The organism is Castellaniella sp., assembly GCF_036379515.1.
In the GTDB taxonomy this organism is placed as follows: domain Bacteria; phylum Pseudomonadota; class Gammaproteobacteria; order Burkholderiales; family Burkholderiaceae_B; genus Castellaniella.
This window is the reverse complement of the sequence record NZ_DASVGN010000003.1, coordinates 37,946-54,299: the sequence shown is the minus strand read 5'-3', so window position 1 is coordinate 54,299 and position 16,354 is coordinate 37,946. Positions and strand designations below refer to the sequence as shown.

Here is a 16,354-nt window from a genome sequence, read left to right as displayed (position 1 = left end):
GTCATGAAAAAAGCCCTGGGGCAACGCCCCGGGGCTGATGGCAAGCCTTCTGCCGTGGTGTGGAGCTGAAGGCTCAGGCTTCGACCGTATTGGCCACTTCAGTGAAGTCCTCAATTTGATCGAAGTTCATATAGCGGTAGATGCGGCTGCCGTCTTCCGCCAGAACACCCATGTCCTTCAGGTACTCTGCACGCGTCGGGATGCGTCCCAGGCGTGAGCAGATGGCTGCCATTTCGGCCGAGCCCAGGAACACGTTGGTGTTCTTTCCCATGCGGTTGGGGAAGTTCCGCGTGCTGGTCGAGAACACCGTGGCACCTTCGCGGGTCTGGGCCTGATTGCCCATGCACAGCGAGCATCCTGGCATTTCCATGCGAGCGCCAGCCGTTCCGAAGGTGCCGTAATGCCCTTCTTTGGTGAGTTCGCTGGCATCCATCTTGGTAGGGGGAGCCACCCAGAGCTTGGAAGGCAGATCGCGCTGGCCTTCGAGCAGCTTTGCAGCTGCCCGGAAGTGACCGATGTTGGTCATGCAGCTGCCGATGAACACTTCGTCGATCTTCGTGTCTGCCACATCCGACAGCGTCTTGACGTCATCGGGGTCGTTCGGGCATGCGACGATGGGCTCCTGGATTTCAGCCAGGTCGATGTCGATGATGGCGGCATAGTCGGCGTTGGTATCCGGCTCCACCAGCTGCGGGTTGGCCAGCCAGGCTTCCATGTTCTTGATGCGCCGTGCCAAGGTGCGAGCATCCTGGTAGCCGTTGGCGATCATCCACTTGAGCAGCGTGATGTTGCTGTTCAGGTATTCGATGATGGGCTCTTTGTTCAGGCGCACCGTGCAGCCTGCTGCCGAACGTTCCGCTGAGGCGTCGGTCAGTTCGAAGGCCTGTTCGATCTTCAGATTGGGCAGGCCCTCGATTTCGAGGATGCGACCCGAGAAAATATTCTTCTTGCCTTTCTTTTCGACGGTCAACAGCCCTTTCTTGATCGCGTAGAGCGGAATGGCGTTGACCAGATCGCGCAGCGTGACGCCGGGCTGCATGCTGCCCTTGAAACGCACCAGCACGGATTCGGGCATATCCAGGGGCATGACACCCGTGGCGGCGGCGAAGGCCACCAGACCCGAGCCGGCCGGGAAGCTGATGCCGATCGGGAAGCGCGTATGGGAGTCGCCCCCGGTGCCGACGGTGTCGGGCAATAGCATGCGGTTCAACCACGAGTGGATGATGCCGTCGCCTGGGCGCAAGGCCACGCCGCCGCGCGTGCTCATGAAGGCCGGCAGTTCATGGTGTGTCTTCACGTCCACCGGTTTGGGGTAGGCGGCGGTGTGGCAGAAGGATTGCATGACCAGATCGGCCGAGAACCCGACACAGGCCAGATCCTTGAGTTCGTCGCGCGTCATGGGGCCAGTGGTGTCCTGGCTACCCACCGAGGTCATGCGTGGCTCGCAGTAAGTTCCTGGGCGCACGCCTTGGCCCTCGGGAAGACCGCAGGCCCGTCCCACCAATTTCTGCGCCAGCGAGAACCCTTTGCCGGAGTTCGCTGGTGCGTCGGGCAAGCGGAACAGCGTGGTAGGTGCAAGCCCCAGCGACGCGCGTGCCTTGGCTGTCAGGCCGCGGCCAATGATGAGCGGAATGCGCCCCCCTGCGCGGACTTCGTCCAGTAGCACGTCTGACTTGAGCTTGAATTCGGCGATGACCTTACCGTCCTTCAGCGCCTTGCCGTCGTAGGGGCGCAGTTCGATCACATCGCCCATGTTCATGGCCGAGGTGTCCAACTCGATGGGCAGTGCCCCCGAGTCTTCCATCGTGTTGTAGAAGATGGGCGCGATCTTGCCACCCAGGCAGACGCCGCCGAAGCGCTTGTTGGGCACGAAGGGGATGTCTTCCCCCGTGAGCCAGATCACTGAGTTCGTTGCCGATTTGCGGGAAGAGCCCGTGCCCACGACGTCGCCGACGTAGGCCACCACGTGACCCTTGGCCTTGAGTTCGTCGAGCAGCTTGATCGGGCCCACTTTGCCGGGCACGTCGGGCGTGATGCCGTCGCGCGCGTTTTTGAGCATGGCCAGTGCGTGTAGCGGGATGTCTGGCCGACTCCAGGCGTCCGGAGCCGGCGACAGATCGTCGGTGTTGGTTTCGCCCGTCACCTTGAAGACCGTCAGCGTCAGGCTTTGCGGCACGTCTGGACGGCTGGTGAACCATTCACCATCGGCCCAGCTCTGCAGCACGGCTTGTGCCTGTGCGTTACCGGCCTTGGCTTTTTCTTCAATGTCGTGGAATGCGTCGAATACTAGCAGTGTCTTCTTCAATCCTTCAGCAGCCGTGGCTGCGAGGTCCGCGTGATCCAGCAGTTCGACGAGCGCGCTGATGTTGAATCCGCCCAGCATCGTGCCCAGCAGTTCGGTGGCGTGCCTGGCATCGATCAGCGGGCACTTTTCTTTGCCCAGCGCCACGGCTGCGAGGTAAGACGCCTTGACCTTGGCTGCGTCGTCCACCCCGGCAGGCACACGGTGCGTGAACAAGTCCAGCAGGAATTCCGCTTCGTCCGCGGGCGGGCTTTTCAGCAGTTCGATGAGGTCGGCCGTTTGTTGGGCGGTCAGTGGCAGTGGCGCGACGCCGATGGCTTCGCGAGCCGCAGCTTCGGTGCGGTAAGAATCCAGCATGGTGGGGGTCCCGGAAAGAGTGCGTTTCAAACCGCGCCATTTTACGGGGCAAAGCTCATTTCAGCAACAGTCTTATATAAGATATAAGACATTGAAATGTTTTGTAGCTATTGCGGATTCAGAAGTGCTAGCCCATCAAATCCAGATACTCCGGATGCCTCTGCACGTACGCCGCCACGTACGAACAAGAAGGCTTCACCTTCCAACCTCGGGCGCGCGCTGTCTCCAGCGCCGCCCGTGTCAGATCCGCTGCGATCCCACGCCCCCCTACAGCGGGAGGCACCCCCGTGTGGCAGTAGTCGGCCAACGAGCCATCGAGCGCGTAATCCAGCACGCACAGATGACCCTCCTGGGTCGTTTCGAACCGGTGGGCCGCCTCATTGTGGATGATGATGCGGCCCGATTCCTTGACCGGATCAGATGACATACAGGTCCACGTACTCGTGCACCGGCATGGCTTCCAGCACGGCCTGGTCCAGCGAGACATCGAGAATGCGCTGTTGCTGCCGTGCCGGGAACTGCCGTGCCAGGTTCTTGCGGAATTTCGCTTCCAGCAGCGGAATGCCGTCCTTGCGCCGCCGCTTGTGCCCGATCGGGTATTCGCAGACGATCTCGTCCAGCTTTGACCCATCGTTGAACTCCACCGTCAACGCGTTGGCAATCGAACGCCTTTCGGGATCGTGGTAGTCATGGGTGAAGGCCGGATCTTCCACGCAGGTGATCTTTGCGCGCAAGTCATCGATGCGTGGATCGGAGGCTACCGTGTCTTCGTAGTCGCCGGCCGTCAGCCGTCCGAAAAGAATGGGGATGGCCACCATGTATTGCACGCAGTGATCGCGGTCGGCGGGGTTGTTCAACGGCCCCTTCTTGTCGATGATGCGGATGCACGCCTCGTGGGTACGAATCGTGATTTTTTTGATGTCCGCATCCGTCTTGCCCAGTGATTTCAGCCGGTCGTGGATCTGCATGGCGCATTCCACGGCGGTCTGCGAATGGAACTCCGCCGGGAACGAAATCTTGAAGAGCACGTTTTCCATCACGTAGCTGCCGTAGGGGCGTTGGAACTTGAACGGCTGGCCCTTGAAGAGCACGTCGTAAAAGCCCCAGACAGGAGCCGTGAGGACTGACGGGTAGCCCATTTCTCCTGTACGTGCCATGAGCGCCAGGCGTACCGCGCGGCTGGTAGCGTCGCCTGCCGCCCACGACTTGCGGCTGCCGGTGTTGGGAGCGTGCCGGTAGGTGCGCAGGCTTTGGCCGTCGACCCAGGCCAGAGACACCGCATTGATCGCCTCATCGCGTGAGAGCCCGAGCATTTGAGACACGACGGCCGTGGATGCGACCTTGACCAGCAGTACGTGATCCAGGCCCACTTTGTTGAACGAGTTCTCGAGCGCAATGCAGCCTTGGATCTCGTGCGCCTTGACCATGCCTTCGAGTACTGCCCGCATCGTCAGCGGGGCCTTGCCGGCCGCGATGGCATTGCGTGACAGCCAGTCGGCCACGGCCAGGATGCCGCCCAGATTGTCCGAGGGATGGCCCCATTCGGCGGCCAGCCAGGTGTCGTTGAAGTCCAGCCAGCGGATCATGCAGCCAATATTGAAGGCAGCTTGCACCGGATCAAGTTGAAACTGTGTGCCGGGTACTTTGGCACCGTTGGGCACTATAGTGCCAGGCACGATGGGGCCCATGAGCTTGCGGCAGGCCGGATATTCCAGCCCTTCGAGCCCGCAGCCCAAGGTGTCGATCAGGCAGTTACGTGCGGTTTCGAGCGCTAGCGTGCTGGTGATCTTGTAGTTGAAAACGTAGTCGACGATGTCCGTCAGCACCTGGTCGGGCTGGGGACGCACGTTGGAAATAGTCGCAGACATGAAGATTCCTGTGAAATTGCGGCTTATTTGCGCTTGGCGAGCGGGATGAACTTGAGATCTTCGGGGCCCACATAGTTGGCCGTGGGGCGAATGATCTTGTTGTCCACGCGCTGCTCGATGATGTGGGCAGACCAGCCCGCCATGCGGGCAATCACGAAGAGCGGAGTGAACATGCTCGTGGGCACGTTCATCATGTGATAAGAGACGGCCGAGAACCAGTCGAGGTTCGGGAACATCTTCTTTGCGTCCCACATGACGGCTTCCAGGCGGGCAGCAATATCGAACAGTTTGGTCGACCCTGAAGACTTCGACAATTTTTGCGCCACCGCCTTGATCACCTGGTTGCGGGGGTCGGACACCGTGTACACCGGGTGACCGAAGCCAATGACGATTTCCTTGGCCTCGATGCGCCGGCGGATGTCGGCTTCGGCCTCATCTGCCGTGTCGTAGCGGCTTTGAATGTCGAAGGCCACTTCGTTGGCCCCGCCATGTTTGGGTCCGCGCAGCGCACCGATGGCGCCCGTGATGGCCGAATACATGTCGGAGCCCGTTCCGGCGATCACTCGGCCTGTGAAGGTCGAGGCGTTGAATTCGTGTTCTGCGTACAAAATGAGCGACGTGTGCATGGCGCGTACCCATTCGTCCGAAGGCGTTTCGCCGTGCAGCAGGTGCAGGAAGTGCCCGCCGATGCTGTCGTCATCTGTTTCGACATCGATCACGCGCCCGTTGTGGCTGTAGTGGTACCAGAAGAGCAGGGCCGAACCCAGGCTCGCCATGAGCTGATCGGCGATGTCGCGCGCGCCGGGCAGATTGTGGTTGTCCTTTTCTGGCAGCACGCACCCCAGCGTGGAAGCAGCCGTGCGCATGACGTCCATGGGGTGGCTCGACGCCGGTAGCGCCATGAGCACGTCTTGCACCTGGATCGGCAGGCCGCGCAGCCGGCGAAGCTTGGCCTTGTAGGCGACCAGCTCGGACTTGTTCGGAAGCTTGCCGTGGATCAGCAGGTGGGCGACTTCTTCGAACTCGCAGGTATCGGCAATATCCAGAATGTCGTAGCCGCGGTAATGCAGGTCGTTGCCGCTGCGGCCCACCGTGCACAATGCCGTGTTGCCTGCCGCAATGCCCGACAGGGCGACAGATTTCTTGGGTTTGAAGCCGACTGGCGCTGCAGTGGCTGCTGTCTTGGAAGCGGCGGTTCTGGATTTTGTTGCCATGGAAAGTCTCCTTGGATATAAGGTAGTGTGCAGAGCGGTCTGGCCGCTCAGTTTGCGTTGTTCTTCTGAAACAAGGCGTCGAGCTGCTCTTCGAAGCGGTGGTAACCGATGCGCTCGTAGAGTTCTTCGCGAGTTTGCATCATGTCGATGACATTGCGCTGGTGGCCGTCCCGGCGGATTGCGGCGTATACGGTTTCAGCGGCTTTGTTCATGGCGCGAAAGGCCGATAGCGGATAAAGCACGATGCCGACCCCCGCACCGGCCAGGTCCTGCACGGAGAACAGAGGGGTCTTGCCGAATTCGGTGATGTTGGCGAGGACGGGCACCTTCAGGGATCGAGTGAATCGTGTGTAGGTTTCCAGATCATAGGACGCCTCGGCAAAGATGGCGTCTGCACCGGCCTCTGCGCAGGCGTGCGCGCGCTCCAGTGCCGCGTCCACCCCGACGACTGCAATGGCGTCCGTGCGTGCAATGATGTAGAAGTCGCTGTCGGTGCGGGCGTCTACTGCTGCCTTCACTCTATCGACCATTTCGTCGGTGGTGACGATTTCTTTGCCGGGGCGATGTCCGCAGCGCTTGGCGCCCACCTGGTCCTCGATGTGACAACCGGCGGCGCCGAATTTGATCAGCGATTTGATGGTGCGGGCGATGTTGAATGCAGAGGGTCCGAATCCCGTATCGATGTCGACCAGGAGCGGGAGGTCGCAGACGTCCGTAATGCGGCGGATGTCGGTGAGCACGTCGTCCAGGGTATTGATGCCCAGGTCGGGCAGCCCGAGCGAGCCGGCGGCGACCCCACCACCCGATAGATAAATGGCGCGGTAGCCGGCCCGTTGAGCGAGCAGGGCATGGTTGGCGTTGATGGCGCCAATGATTTGCAGGGGGGATTCTTCGATCAGGGCCTGGCGCAACAGGGCACCGGGTGAGGCAGGACGAGTCATGAGAGGGCTCCGGAAGACTGCCTGCCCCACAAGGACGCGCGGGCGGACAGGAGATGTCACCTCGTGGATGCCCCATTGACCTGACTGAGTGGTCCAGCTGGTCGATGTGGCACCGGAGATGCGGTTTCAGACCATTATCAGAGGGCAGCAGCAGAATATCTGTCACTGCCTGGACATTCGCGATCGAAGGGGCTTGTGACCCCTTCGATCGACCAGGGGAATTTATTTCAGCAGGTCCTTGATGCCGTCCCGTTCTTCAAGCAGCTCGTTGAGCGTGTGGTCCATGCGCTCACGCGAGAAGCTGTCGATTTCGAGGCCGGTCACACGGGTGTATTCGCCATTTGCCGTCGTGACGGGCACGCCGTAGATGATGCCTTCGGGGATCCCGTAGGATCCATCGGAAGGGATCCCCATGGTGACCCATTTTCCATTGCTGCCCAGCACCCAGTCACGCACGTGGCAGATGGCGGCGTTGGCAGCGGAAGCCGCCGATGACAGACCCCGGGCGGCAATGATGGCGGCGCCGCGCTTGCCCACGGTGGGGATGAATGTGTCGCGAATCCACGCTTGATCATTGATCAGCGATTGCACGGGCTGGCCGCCGACGGTGGCAAAGCGCGTGTCCGGGTACATGGTGGGCGAGTGGTTGCCCCAGACCACCAGCTTTTCGATGTCGCCCACCGGCTTGCCAATTTTGGCGGAGACCTGGGAGAGCGCACGGTTGTGGTCCAGGCGTAGCATGGCCGTGAAATTCTTGGCCGGAAGATCGGGGGCCGACTTCATGGTGATGTAGGCATTGGTGTTGGCTGGGTTGCCCACGACCAGAACCTTGACGTTGCGGCTGGCTACTTCATTCAGGGCCTTGCCCTGCGCGGTGAAGATCTGTGCGTTGACTTGCAGCAGGTCTTTGCGCTCCATGCCGGGGCCGCGGGGACGTGCGCCGACCAGCAGGGCTACGTCGGCGTCCTTGAAGGCAGTGCGCGGGTCGCTGTGGGCGCTCATGCCCTGCAGGAGCGGGAAGGCGCAGTCTTCGAGTTCCATCATCACGCCCTTGAGCGCGTTCTGAGCCTTTTCAGCCGGGATTTCGAGCAGTTGCAGGATGACGGGCTGGTCCTTGCCCAGCATTTCTCCGGAAGCGATGCGGAACAGCAAGGCATAGCCGATCTGACCGGCCGCGCCGGTGACGGCAACGCGCATGGCGGGTTTGGACATGGTGGTTCTCCTAGATGATGACGTCTCTTGAATACGGTAGAGTGCGGAAGGCACAAGCGCCGGAAAGAGTAGTGTATTTCAAGCGGAGACGTCAAGACTCTTATATCTTATATAAGACACAAGAGTATTAGACATCCTGACGTGGAAATGCGAAAATGCGCCAGTCTCAATTTGTAGCATGGCCGCCCTGCCGCACCTTACTTCCACATGACCGAATCGCGTCTCCTCGATCGTAAACAGCCCTTGGGCCGCACTTCACATAGTGCTGCGTTCAGCCCGCTGTATCAACAGATCAAGGGCTTGATTCTGCAGGGGCTGGACCGCGGGGAATGGAAACCCGGCGAGGCCATCCCCAGCGAACTGGAATTGGCCGGGCGGTTCCAGGTCAGCCAAGGCACCGTACGTAAGGCCATCGACGAGCTGGCAGCCGACAATCTTCTGATTCGGCGTCAGGGCAAGGGCACTTATGTCGCCACCCACAACGAGGCTCGGGTACGGTACCGTTTCTTGCGGTTGACGCCGGATGATGGCGGCCCGCAACCTTCTACCAGCGAGATTCTCGACTGCCGTCGCACCAAGGCCTCGGCCGAGATCGCCTCGGCACTGGGTTTGCGAGCAGGCGATGCAGTCGTCAATCTGCGCCGCGTGCTGTCCTTTGCCGATATTCCTACGATCCTCGACGATATCTGGTTGCCTGGGGGGCCCTTCAAGGGGCTCACGCTCGAGTCGTTGCTGCGTTACCGAGGCCCCATGTATGCGTTGCTCGAGACCGAATTTGGCGTGAGCATGGTGCGTGCCGACGAGAAAATCCGTGCAGTGTCAGCGACGGCATCTCAGGCTGAACTCTTGCAGATCCCTTTGGCCAGCCCCTTGTTGCAGGTTGAGCGTATTGCCTATACCTATGGCGATCGGCCGATGGAGCTGCGCCGAGGCCACTACGTTACCGAACGCTATCATTACCGAAACAGTTTGAATTGACCTCGCAATGGGCGACAATGCCAATTGGGGTCTTCCAGAATTCTTCCATTTATCCACTACGAGGGCATCATGTCTGATTCAACGAAGCCACGCCCGCAGTTCCGTAATCTGGGGTTGAGTGACCTCATGAGCTACCGTCTGCCGCCGGCTGCAAAAACGTCCATCTTGCATCGCGCCAGTGGCGCGCTGCTGCTTCTGGCCTTGCCTCTGGTGATCGTGCCTCTGTTTGGTCAGAGCGTTCAGTCACCCGAGACCTTTGCCGCCATGAAGGCGTGGGTGGCGTCGCCGTTGTGCAAGATCGTGCTGCTGGTCCTGATGTGGGGGTATTTCCACCACTTCTGTGCAGGCATCCGTTTTCTCACGCTGGATCTGCACATTGGCAATTCGCGTGAAGATTCACAGCGGTCCGGGGCCATCGTGATTGGTGTGGCGCTTGCCCTGACGGTGATTTTTGGTTTGAAACTTTTTGGAGCCTGGTAATGGCAGAAGCACGCATTGGTCGCCGGCGCCGCGTCGTCGGCGCGCATTACGGGGCCCGCGACTTTATCGTTCAGCGATCGACCGCAGTGATCATGGCCCTTTATACGTTGGCCCTGGTGATTTACGCGGTCTTTGCTCCTAGCCTTGATTTCAACTCCTGGCGAGCTTTTTTCATGTTCAGGGCAGGTGCGCTGCCGCTGGGGCAGATGTTGGCCTCGGTGGCTTTCCTGTCGCTGGCATGGCACGCGTGGGTGGGCGCTCGCGACATCTTCATGGACTACGCCCATTCAGATGGACTGCGTCTGTTCCTGGAAGTCGTCGCCATCCTGTGGATCGTCGCGTCGGTTGTGTTCTTTGGTCAAATTCTCTGGAGTCTGTAACGTGGCTGCTGTCAAGACATCTATTCCGCACCGCCGATTCGACGTGGTGATCGTCGGCGCTGGCGGGTCGGGCCTGCGTTGCGCCCTGCAACTCTCTCATGCTGGCCTTACCGTGGCTGTCGTGTCCAAGGTCTTCCCCACGCGTTCCCACACGGTGGCGGCGCAGGGGGGCGTCAGCGCCTCGCTGGGCAACATGAGCGAAGACCACTGGCAATGGCACATGTACGATACCGTCAAGGGTTCCGATTGGCTCGGCGACCAGGACGCGATCGAATTCATGGTGCGCGAGGCACCCAACGCGGTGTACGAGCTCGAACACTATGGCATGCCGTTCGACCGTAACGCGGATGGCACGATTTATCAGCGTCCGTTTGGCGGGCATACGGCCAATTTTGGCGAAAAGCCCGTGCAGCGCGCCTGTGCGGCAGCCGACCGCACGGGTCATGCCATGCTGCATACGCTGTACCAGCGCAACGTCGCAGCACACACGCACTTCTTCGTCGAATGGATGGCGCTCGACCTGCTACGCAACAACGCCGGCGATATCCTGGGCGTCACGGCCATGGAAATGGAAACCGGCCAGATGTACGTGCTCGAAGCCAAGCACACCGTGCTCGCCACGGGCGGGTCGGGCCGCATCTGGGCGGCCACCACCAATGCCTTCATCAATACGGGCGACGGACTGGGCATGGCGGCACGCGCCGGCTTGCCGCTTGAAGACATGGAATTCTGGCAGTTTCACCCCACCGGGGTGGCGGGCGCCGGGGTGCTCATTACCGAGGGGGTGCGCGGCGAAGGCGGCTTCCTGCTCAACAAAGACGGTGAGCGCTTCATGGAACGCTACGCGCCGCAGCTCAAGGACCTGGCGCCGCGCGACTTCGTGTCACGCTCCATGGACCAAGAGATCAAAGAAGGGCGGGGCTGTGGCGATGGCGGGCACGTGCTGCTCAAGCTCGACCACCTGGGCGCCGAGACCATCATGAAGCGTCTGCCTTCGATCCGCGAGATCGCCATCCGCTTCGCCAATGTAGACCCCATCCACGATCCGATTCCAGTCGTGCCAACCATCCACTACCAAATGGGTGGCATTCCAGCCAACATGCATGGACAAGTGGTCACGCAGGTCAATGGCGAAGAAAAGGTCGTCAAGGGTCTCTACGCCATTGGTGAGTGCGCAGCCATCTCGATTCACGGTGCCAACCGCCTGGGCACCAACTCGTTGCTCGACTTGCTGGTGTTTGGCCGCGCGGCGGGCAATCACATCATTGGGCAGCACCCCGAAAAGCAGCACTCGCACGAGCCGCTTCCCGACGCTGATGTCGAAGCATCCCGCGATCGGGTCGATCGCATCGAGAGTCGTACGTCCGGTACCAAGGCCCAAGACGTGGCGCACAAGATGCAGACCATCATGCAGGCTCACTGTGGCGTGTTCCGCAAGCTCGAGACGCTCAAAGAAGGCGAGAAATTCATTGCTGACCTGGTTCCTGAAGTCAACGACATCTACTTTGCCGACAAGTCCAAGACTTTCAACACGGCTCGCTTCGAAGCCTTCGAACTGACCAACATGATCGAAGTGGCGCGCGCAACGACCAAGTCGGCCGCCAATCGCCTCGAATCCCGTGGCGCCCACGCGCTCAACGAGTACCCCGAGCGCGATGACGTCAACTGGCTCAAGCACACCTTGTGGTTTGCCGAAGACAGCCGCCTGGAATACAAGCCGGTTCACATGAAGCCGCTCACGGTGGACACCATTCCGCCCAAAGCACGTACCTTCTAATCTGGATAGTGTCATGAGTGAAAAACGTACCATGAAGTTCGAGATTTACCGCTACGATCCGGATAAGGACGAGCGGCCCTATATGCAGAAGTTCGAGGTCGAACTGCAGCCGACCGACCGGATGCTGCTGGACGCCATCCTGCGTATCAAGAATGATCTCGACGATAGCCTGGCCATCCGCCGTTCTTGCCGCGAAGGGGTGTGCGGTTCCGATGCCATGAACATCAATGGCAAGAATGGCCTGGCCTGCATCACGAACTTGAAGACCGTCACGGAACCGGTCGTGCTCAAGCCCTTGCCTGGTCTGCCCGTCGTGCGCGACTTGATCGTGGACATGACCTTCTTCTACGATCAGTACCACTCAGTCAAGCCGTATCTGATCAACAACGATCCGCCACCCGAGAAAGAGCGCCTGCAGTCCCCCGAAGAGCGCGAGCTGCTCAACGGTCTGTACGAGTGCATCTTGTGTGGCTGCTGCTCGACGGCCTGTCCGTCGTTCTGGTGGAACCCCGACAAGTTCGTCGGTCCTGCCGGGCTGTTGCAGGCTTATCGCTTCCTCGTCGATTCACGGGATCAGGCCACGGACGAGCGTCTGGACGACCTCGAGGATCCTTATCGCCTGTTCCGTTGTCATACCATCATGAACTGTACGGATGTCTGTCCCAAGGGGCTGAATCCGTCCAAGGCCATCGGCAGCATCAAAGAAATGCTGGTGCGCCGTACGGTCTAGGGCCGTACCGCAATGTCTGGCGATCTGACCAGTCCAGATCGTGCCCGCCTGCGATGGCGGGCACGCCGTGGGTTGCTGGAAAACGACCTCATGATCACGCGCTTTCTCGATGCCTGTGAAGCGCAACTGACTGAGGCCGAGGTCCAGGCTCTGACAAAGCTCTTCGAGATGGACGATACCGATTTGCTCGATGTCCTTCTAGGACGCGCCGAGCTCCCGGCATCGTTTGACGAACCGCAGATTCGCCAACTCGTCGAGCGTATGAAATCGCTGTAATTTTAAGGAAAGTCACATGCAGCTATCCAATAAGAAAGCCACGCTATCGTTCTCTGATGGCAGCCCTTCAGTTGAATTTCCTGTCTACCAGGGCAGCATTGGCCCGGATGTGATCGACGTTCGCTCACTCTACGGCAAGACCGGGATGTTCACCTTTGATCCGGGCTTCAAGTCGACGGCCTCGTGCGAATCTGCCATCACCTTCATCAACGGCGAACAGGGGCAGCTTCTGTATCGCGGCTACCCGATCGAACAGTTGGCGCACAAGTGCGACTTCCTGTCGGTGGCCTACCTGATCATGAATGGCGAGCTGCCCAACGCGCAGCAAAAGCACGAATTCGATGATCTGGTCACGCACCACACGCTGGTGCACGAGCAGATGCACATCTTCCTGCGCGGGTTTCGCAGCGATGCCCACCCGATGGCCGTGTTGACGGGGCTGGTGGGTGCGCTCTCGGCCTTCTACCATGATTCCACCGATATCACGAACCCGCGTCATCGCGAGATCTCTGCCGTTCGCCTGATCGCCAAGATGCCGACCCTGGTCGCCATGGCCTACAAGCATTCCATGGGCCAGCCATTCATCTACCCGCAAAACAATCTGTCGTATACGGGCAATTTCCTGCGCATGATGTTCGCTACGCCCTGCGATGACTACAAGGTCAACGAGGTCGTCGAGCGTGCGCTGGATCGCATCTTCATCCTGCACGCCGACCACGAGCAGAATGCGTCGACTTCCACGGTGCGTCTGTGCGGTTCGTCTGGAACCAACCCGTTTGCGGCCATTGCAGCCGGCGTGGCGTGCTTGTGGGGCCCCGCCCACGGCGGTGCCAACGAAGCCTGCCTGAACATGCTCGAGCATTTGCAAGCCAATGGCGGCGTGGCCAAGGTGGGCGAGTTCATGGAAAAGGTCAAGGACAAGAATTCAGGCGTACGCCTGATGGGTTTCGGCCATCGTGTCTACAAAAATTTCGACCCTCGGGCCAAGCTCATGCAGGAAACCTGCCGCGAAGTGCTGGATGCGCTGGGTCTGCACAGTGATCCCCTCTTCAAGCTCGCCATGGAAGTTGAACGCATTGCGCTGGAAGACCGTTATTTTGTGGATCGCAAGCTGTACCCGAACGTGGACTTTTATTCGGGGATCGTGGAGCGTGCCATCGGTATTCCGTCGTCGATGTTCACTGCTGTCTTCGCGCTGGCGCGCACGGTTGGCTGGATTGCGCAGTGGAATGAAATGCTCTCTGACCCGGACTACAAGATCGGTCGCCCGCGTCAGCTGTACACGGGTTCTGCCTCGCGCGATGTGAAGTAATTCGCAGTTGCTGCCAAAAAGAAATCGGGCCTTTCGGGGCCCGATTTCTTTTTGGCTGGACGTCTAAAAAGACCTGCGGGCAGAAATCATTTGCCCGCAGGTCTTTTTTATCGGCCTTCGCCTGCTTCCTGCTGTGCGTCCACGACGGCCAGGGCCGTCATGTTCACGATGCGACGCACCGTGGAGCTGGTGGTCAGGATGTGCACAGGACGAGCCGCACCCAGGAGCACCGGACCCATGGCGACGCCGTGGCTACCCGTCATCTTGAGGATGTTGTAGGTGATGTTGCCGGTATCCAGATTCGGCGTGATGAGCAGGTTGGCCGGCCCTTTCAGCGTGGACTCCGGATAAGCCTTCAACCGGATGGCCTCTGACAGCGCCGAGTCGGCGTGCATTTCGCCGTCGACTTCGAGGTCGGGGGCCCGTTGCGTGATGAGACGACGTGCCTCGGCCATTTTGCGTGAAGATGCCGTCGGGCGGCTCCCGAAGTTGGAGTGTGAGAGCAGGGCTACCTTGGGTACGACGCCGAAGCGTCGAACTTCTTCTGCAGCCAGGATGGTCATGTCGGCAATCTGCTCGGCGGTGGGATCTTCGTTGACGTGTGTGTCGCAGATGAACAGCGTCTGGGTGGGGAGCATCAGAACGTTCATGGCGGCGAAGGTGCCGGCACCAGGTTTCAGGCCGATGACTTGATCGACATACTTGAGCTGATTGTCGAAGCGGCTGGCGACCCCGCAGAGCATGGCATCTGCATCGCCGCGCTGCAGCAGCATGACGCCAATGAGGGAGTTGTGCTTGCGCACCATCGCCTTTGCAATGTCGGGAGTCACGCCTTCACGGCCCAGGAGCTTGTAGTAGGCGTTCCAGGTTTCGTTGAAGCGCGAGTCGTCTTCCGGATTCACGACTTCGACGTTTTTACCGGGCGCCAGATGCAGGCCGAATTTGCGAATGCGCATTTCGATGACGGCTGGACGTCCCACCAGGATGGGTTGTGCGATCTTTTCTTCGATGACCGTCTGGGCGGCACGCAGAACGCGTTCGTCTTCGCCATCGGCGTAAATCACGCGCTTGGGCGATGCCTTGGCCTGGTTGAAGAGCGGGCGCATCAGCTGGCCGGAGTGGTAGACGATGCTCATGAGGGACTGTCGATAGGCGTCCATGTCCTGGATCGGACGTCGCGCCACGCCCGAGGCCGCAGCGGCCTCGGCAACCGCCGGTGCAATCTTCAGGATCAGGCGCGGATCGAAAGGCTTGGGGATGATGTAATCCGGGCCAAAGCTCAGATCCTGGTCTGCATAGGCGCTGGCCATTTCGGCGCTGGGTTCGGCCTCGGCGAGTTCGGCGATGGCCTTCACGCAGGCGAGCTTCATCTCTTCGTTGATGACGCTGGCCCCGCAATCCAGAGCGCCCCGGAAGATGAACGGGAAGCACAGAACGTTGTTGACCTGGTTCGGATAGTCGGAGCGGCCGGTTGCCACGATGCAATCCGGACGGGCGGCCTTGGCGTCTTCGGGACGGATTTCAGGGTCGGGATTTGCCAGGGCCAGAATGAACGGGCGGTCGGCCATGGTGCGCACCATGTCCTGCGTGAGCACACCAGGCGCCGAGCAACCCAGGAATACGTCGGCACCCTTGACGACGTCGGCCAGCGTACGGGCTGTCGTGTCCTGTGCGTAGCGTGCCTTGTTGGGTTCCATGTGTTCGTCGCGACCCTTCCAGATCACGCCGCGCGAATCCACCACGAACACGTTTTCGTGCTTGATGCCGAGCTTGACCAGCAGGTCCAGACACGCGATGGCGGCCGCGCCAGCCCCTGAGCAGATGAGCTTGACTTCGCCCATTTTCTTGCCCACCACTTTCAGCCCGTTAAGGACGGCGGCCGAGGAGATGATGGCAGTGCCGTGCTGATCATCGTGGAACACGGGGATCTTCATGCGCTCGCGCAGCTTCTTCTCGATGTAGAAGCATTCCGGCGCCTTGATGTCTTCGAGGTTGATGCCCCCTAGCGTGGGCTCCAGCGCTGCGATGATGTCGACCAGCTTATCGGGATCGTGTTCATTCAGTTCAATGTCGAACACGTCGATGCCGGCAAACTTCTTGAAGAGGCATCCTTTGCCTTCCATGACGGGTTTGGCCGCCATGGGGCCAATGTTGCCCAACCCAAGGACGGCCGTGCCGTTGGTCACGACACCGACCAGATTGCCCCGGGACGTGTACTTGGTAGCGGCAGGTTCCCCCTCCGCGTAAATGGCCATGCTGGCAGCCGCCACCCCGGGCGAGTAGGCAAGGGTCAGGTCATCCTGATTGGCCAGCGGCTTGGTGGGCACCACGGAAATCTTTCCGGGTGTCGGGTAGGCGTGATAATCCAGCGCCCTTTTGGCGCGATCGTCATTGAGGTCCATAGCGGCGTGTGCTCCTGCAGTCTGCTGGCGGGTTCTGAAGGGTGTTATGAAATGCCAACGCGAAACGACGCCGATTGCGCCGTTTCGAGCCGTCAAGTGTATACCCCAGTCTCAACCCGGGTATA

General features: G+C 60.2%; 14 protein-coding genes. 7 read left to right on the top strand and 7 right to left on the bottom strand.

What is annotated here, in order from left to right; translation table 11 throughout:
- Positions 1 to 73 precede the first annotated feature (73 nt).
- The 6 genes from acnB to VF285_RS00680 all read right to left on the bottom strand — a co-directional run bounded on the left by acnB (position 74) and on the right by VF285_RS00680 (position 7,894).
- Positions 74 to 2,659, bottom strand: a complete 2,586-nt coding sequence (gene acnB / locus VF285_RS00705; RefSeq protein WP_346950693.1) for a bifunctional aconitate hydratase 2/2-methylisocitrate dehydratase — start codon at positions 2,657 to 2,659, stop codon at positions 74 to 76.
- Between the two features lie 127 nt (positions 2,660 to 2,786).
- Entirely contained in the window at positions 2,787 to 3,086 is a 300-nt protein-coding gene (locus tag VF285_RS00700; RefSeq protein ID WP_346950692.1) for a GNAT family N-acetyltransferase, read from the bottom strand.
- Positions 3,076 to 4,527: a bifunctional 2-methylcitrate dehydratase/aconitate hydratase gene (locus tag VF285_RS00695; protein ID WP_346950691.1), complete on the bottom strand. Its 1,452-nt coding sequence runs from the start codon at positions 4,525 to 4,527 to the stop codon at positions 3,076 to 3,078. The genes VF285_RS00700 and VF285_RS00695 overlap by 11 nt, the downstream gene beginning before the upstream one ends.
- Before the next feature lie 23 nt (positions 4,528 to 4,550).
- Positions 4,551 to 5,741 carry a bifunctional 2-methylcitrate synthase/citrate synthase gene (gene prpC / locus VF285_RS00690; protein ID WP_346950690.1) on the bottom strand — a complete coding sequence of 397 codons (1,191 nt, stop codon included), beginning with the start codon at positions 5,739 to 5,741 and terminating at the stop codon, positions 4,551 to 4,553.
- 47 nt (positions 5,742 to 5,788) lie between these two features.
- Positions 5,789 to 6,682 (bottom strand): methylisocitrate lyase, encoded by an 894-nt coding sequence (prpB, locus tag VF285_RS00685; protein WP_346950689.1) that lies wholly within the window; start codon positions 6,680 to 6,682, stop codon positions 5,789 to 5,791.
- A 222-nt stretch (positions 6,683 to 6,904) separates the two neighbouring features.
- Positions 6,905 to 7,894 (bottom strand): malate dehydrogenase, encoded by a 990-nt coding sequence (locus VF285_RS00680; protein WP_346950688.1) that lies wholly within the window; start codon positions 7,892 to 7,894, stop codon positions 6,905 to 6,907.
- Positions 7,895 to 8,101: 207 nt separating this feature from the next.
- On the opposite strand from VF285_RS00680, the gene VF285_RS00675 reads away from it, so the two are divergent.
- The 7 genes from VF285_RS00675 to gltA all read left to right on the top strand — a co-directional run bounded on the left by VF285_RS00675 (position 8,102) and on the right by gltA (position 13,827).
- Complete coding sequence (locus tag VF285_RS00675) at positions 8,102 to 8,872, top strand: GntR family transcriptional regulator (RefSeq protein ID WP_346950687.1); 771 nt, start codon at positions 8,102 to 8,104, stop codon at positions 8,870 to 8,872.
- Positions 8,873 to 8,941: 69 nt separating this feature from the next.
- Entirely contained in the window at positions 8,942 to 9,352 is a 411-nt protein-coding gene (gene sdhC / locus VF285_RS00670) for a succinate dehydrogenase, cytochrome b556 subunit (protein WP_346950686.1), read from the top strand.
- Positions 9,352 to 9,732, top strand: coding sequence for a succinate dehydrogenase, hydrophobic membrane anchor protein (gene sdhD, locus VF285_RS00665; protein WP_346950685.1), 381 nt, complete (start codon positions 9,352 to 9,354; stop codon positions 9,730 to 9,732). The genes sdhC and sdhD overlap by 1 nt, the downstream gene beginning before the upstream one ends.
- A 1-nt stretch (position 9,733) precedes the next feature.
- On the top strand, positions 9,734 to 11,509 hold the full coding sequence (gene sdhA / locus VF285_RS00660; protein WP_346950684.1) for a succinate dehydrogenase flavoprotein subunit: 1,776 nt from the start codon (positions 9,734 to 9,736) through the stop codon (positions 11,507 to 11,509).
- A 13-nt stretch (positions 11,510 to 11,522) separates the two neighbouring features.
- Positions 11,523 to 12,239, top strand: a complete 717-nt coding sequence (locus VF285_RS00655) for a succinate dehydrogenase iron-sulfur subunit (protein ID WP_346950683.1) — start codon at positions 11,523 to 11,525, stop codon at positions 12,237 to 12,239.
- A 12-nt stretch (positions 12,240 to 12,251) separates the two neighbouring features.
- Positions 12,252 to 12,515: a succinate dehydrogenase assembly factor 2 gene (locus VF285_RS00650; protein ID WP_346950682.1), complete on the top strand. Its 264-nt coding sequence runs from the start codon at positions 12,252 to 12,254 to the stop codon at positions 12,513 to 12,515.
- 16 nt (positions 12,516 to 12,531) lie between these two features.
- On the top strand, positions 12,532 to 13,827 hold the full coding sequence (gltA, locus tag VF285_RS00645; RefSeq protein ID WP_346950681.1) for a citrate synthase: 1,296 nt from the start codon (positions 12,532 to 12,534) through the stop codon (positions 13,825 to 13,827).
- Between the two features lie 107 nt (positions 13,828 to 13,934).
- Here gltA and VF285_RS00640 read toward each other — a convergent pair whose 3' ends face one another.
- Complete coding sequence (locus VF285_RS00640; RefSeq protein ID WP_346950680.1) at positions 13,935 to 16,229, bottom strand: NADP-dependent malic enzyme; 2,295 nt, start codon at positions 16,227 to 16,229, stop codon at positions 13,935 to 13,937.
- Positions 16,230 to 16,354 lie beyond the last annotated feature (125 nt).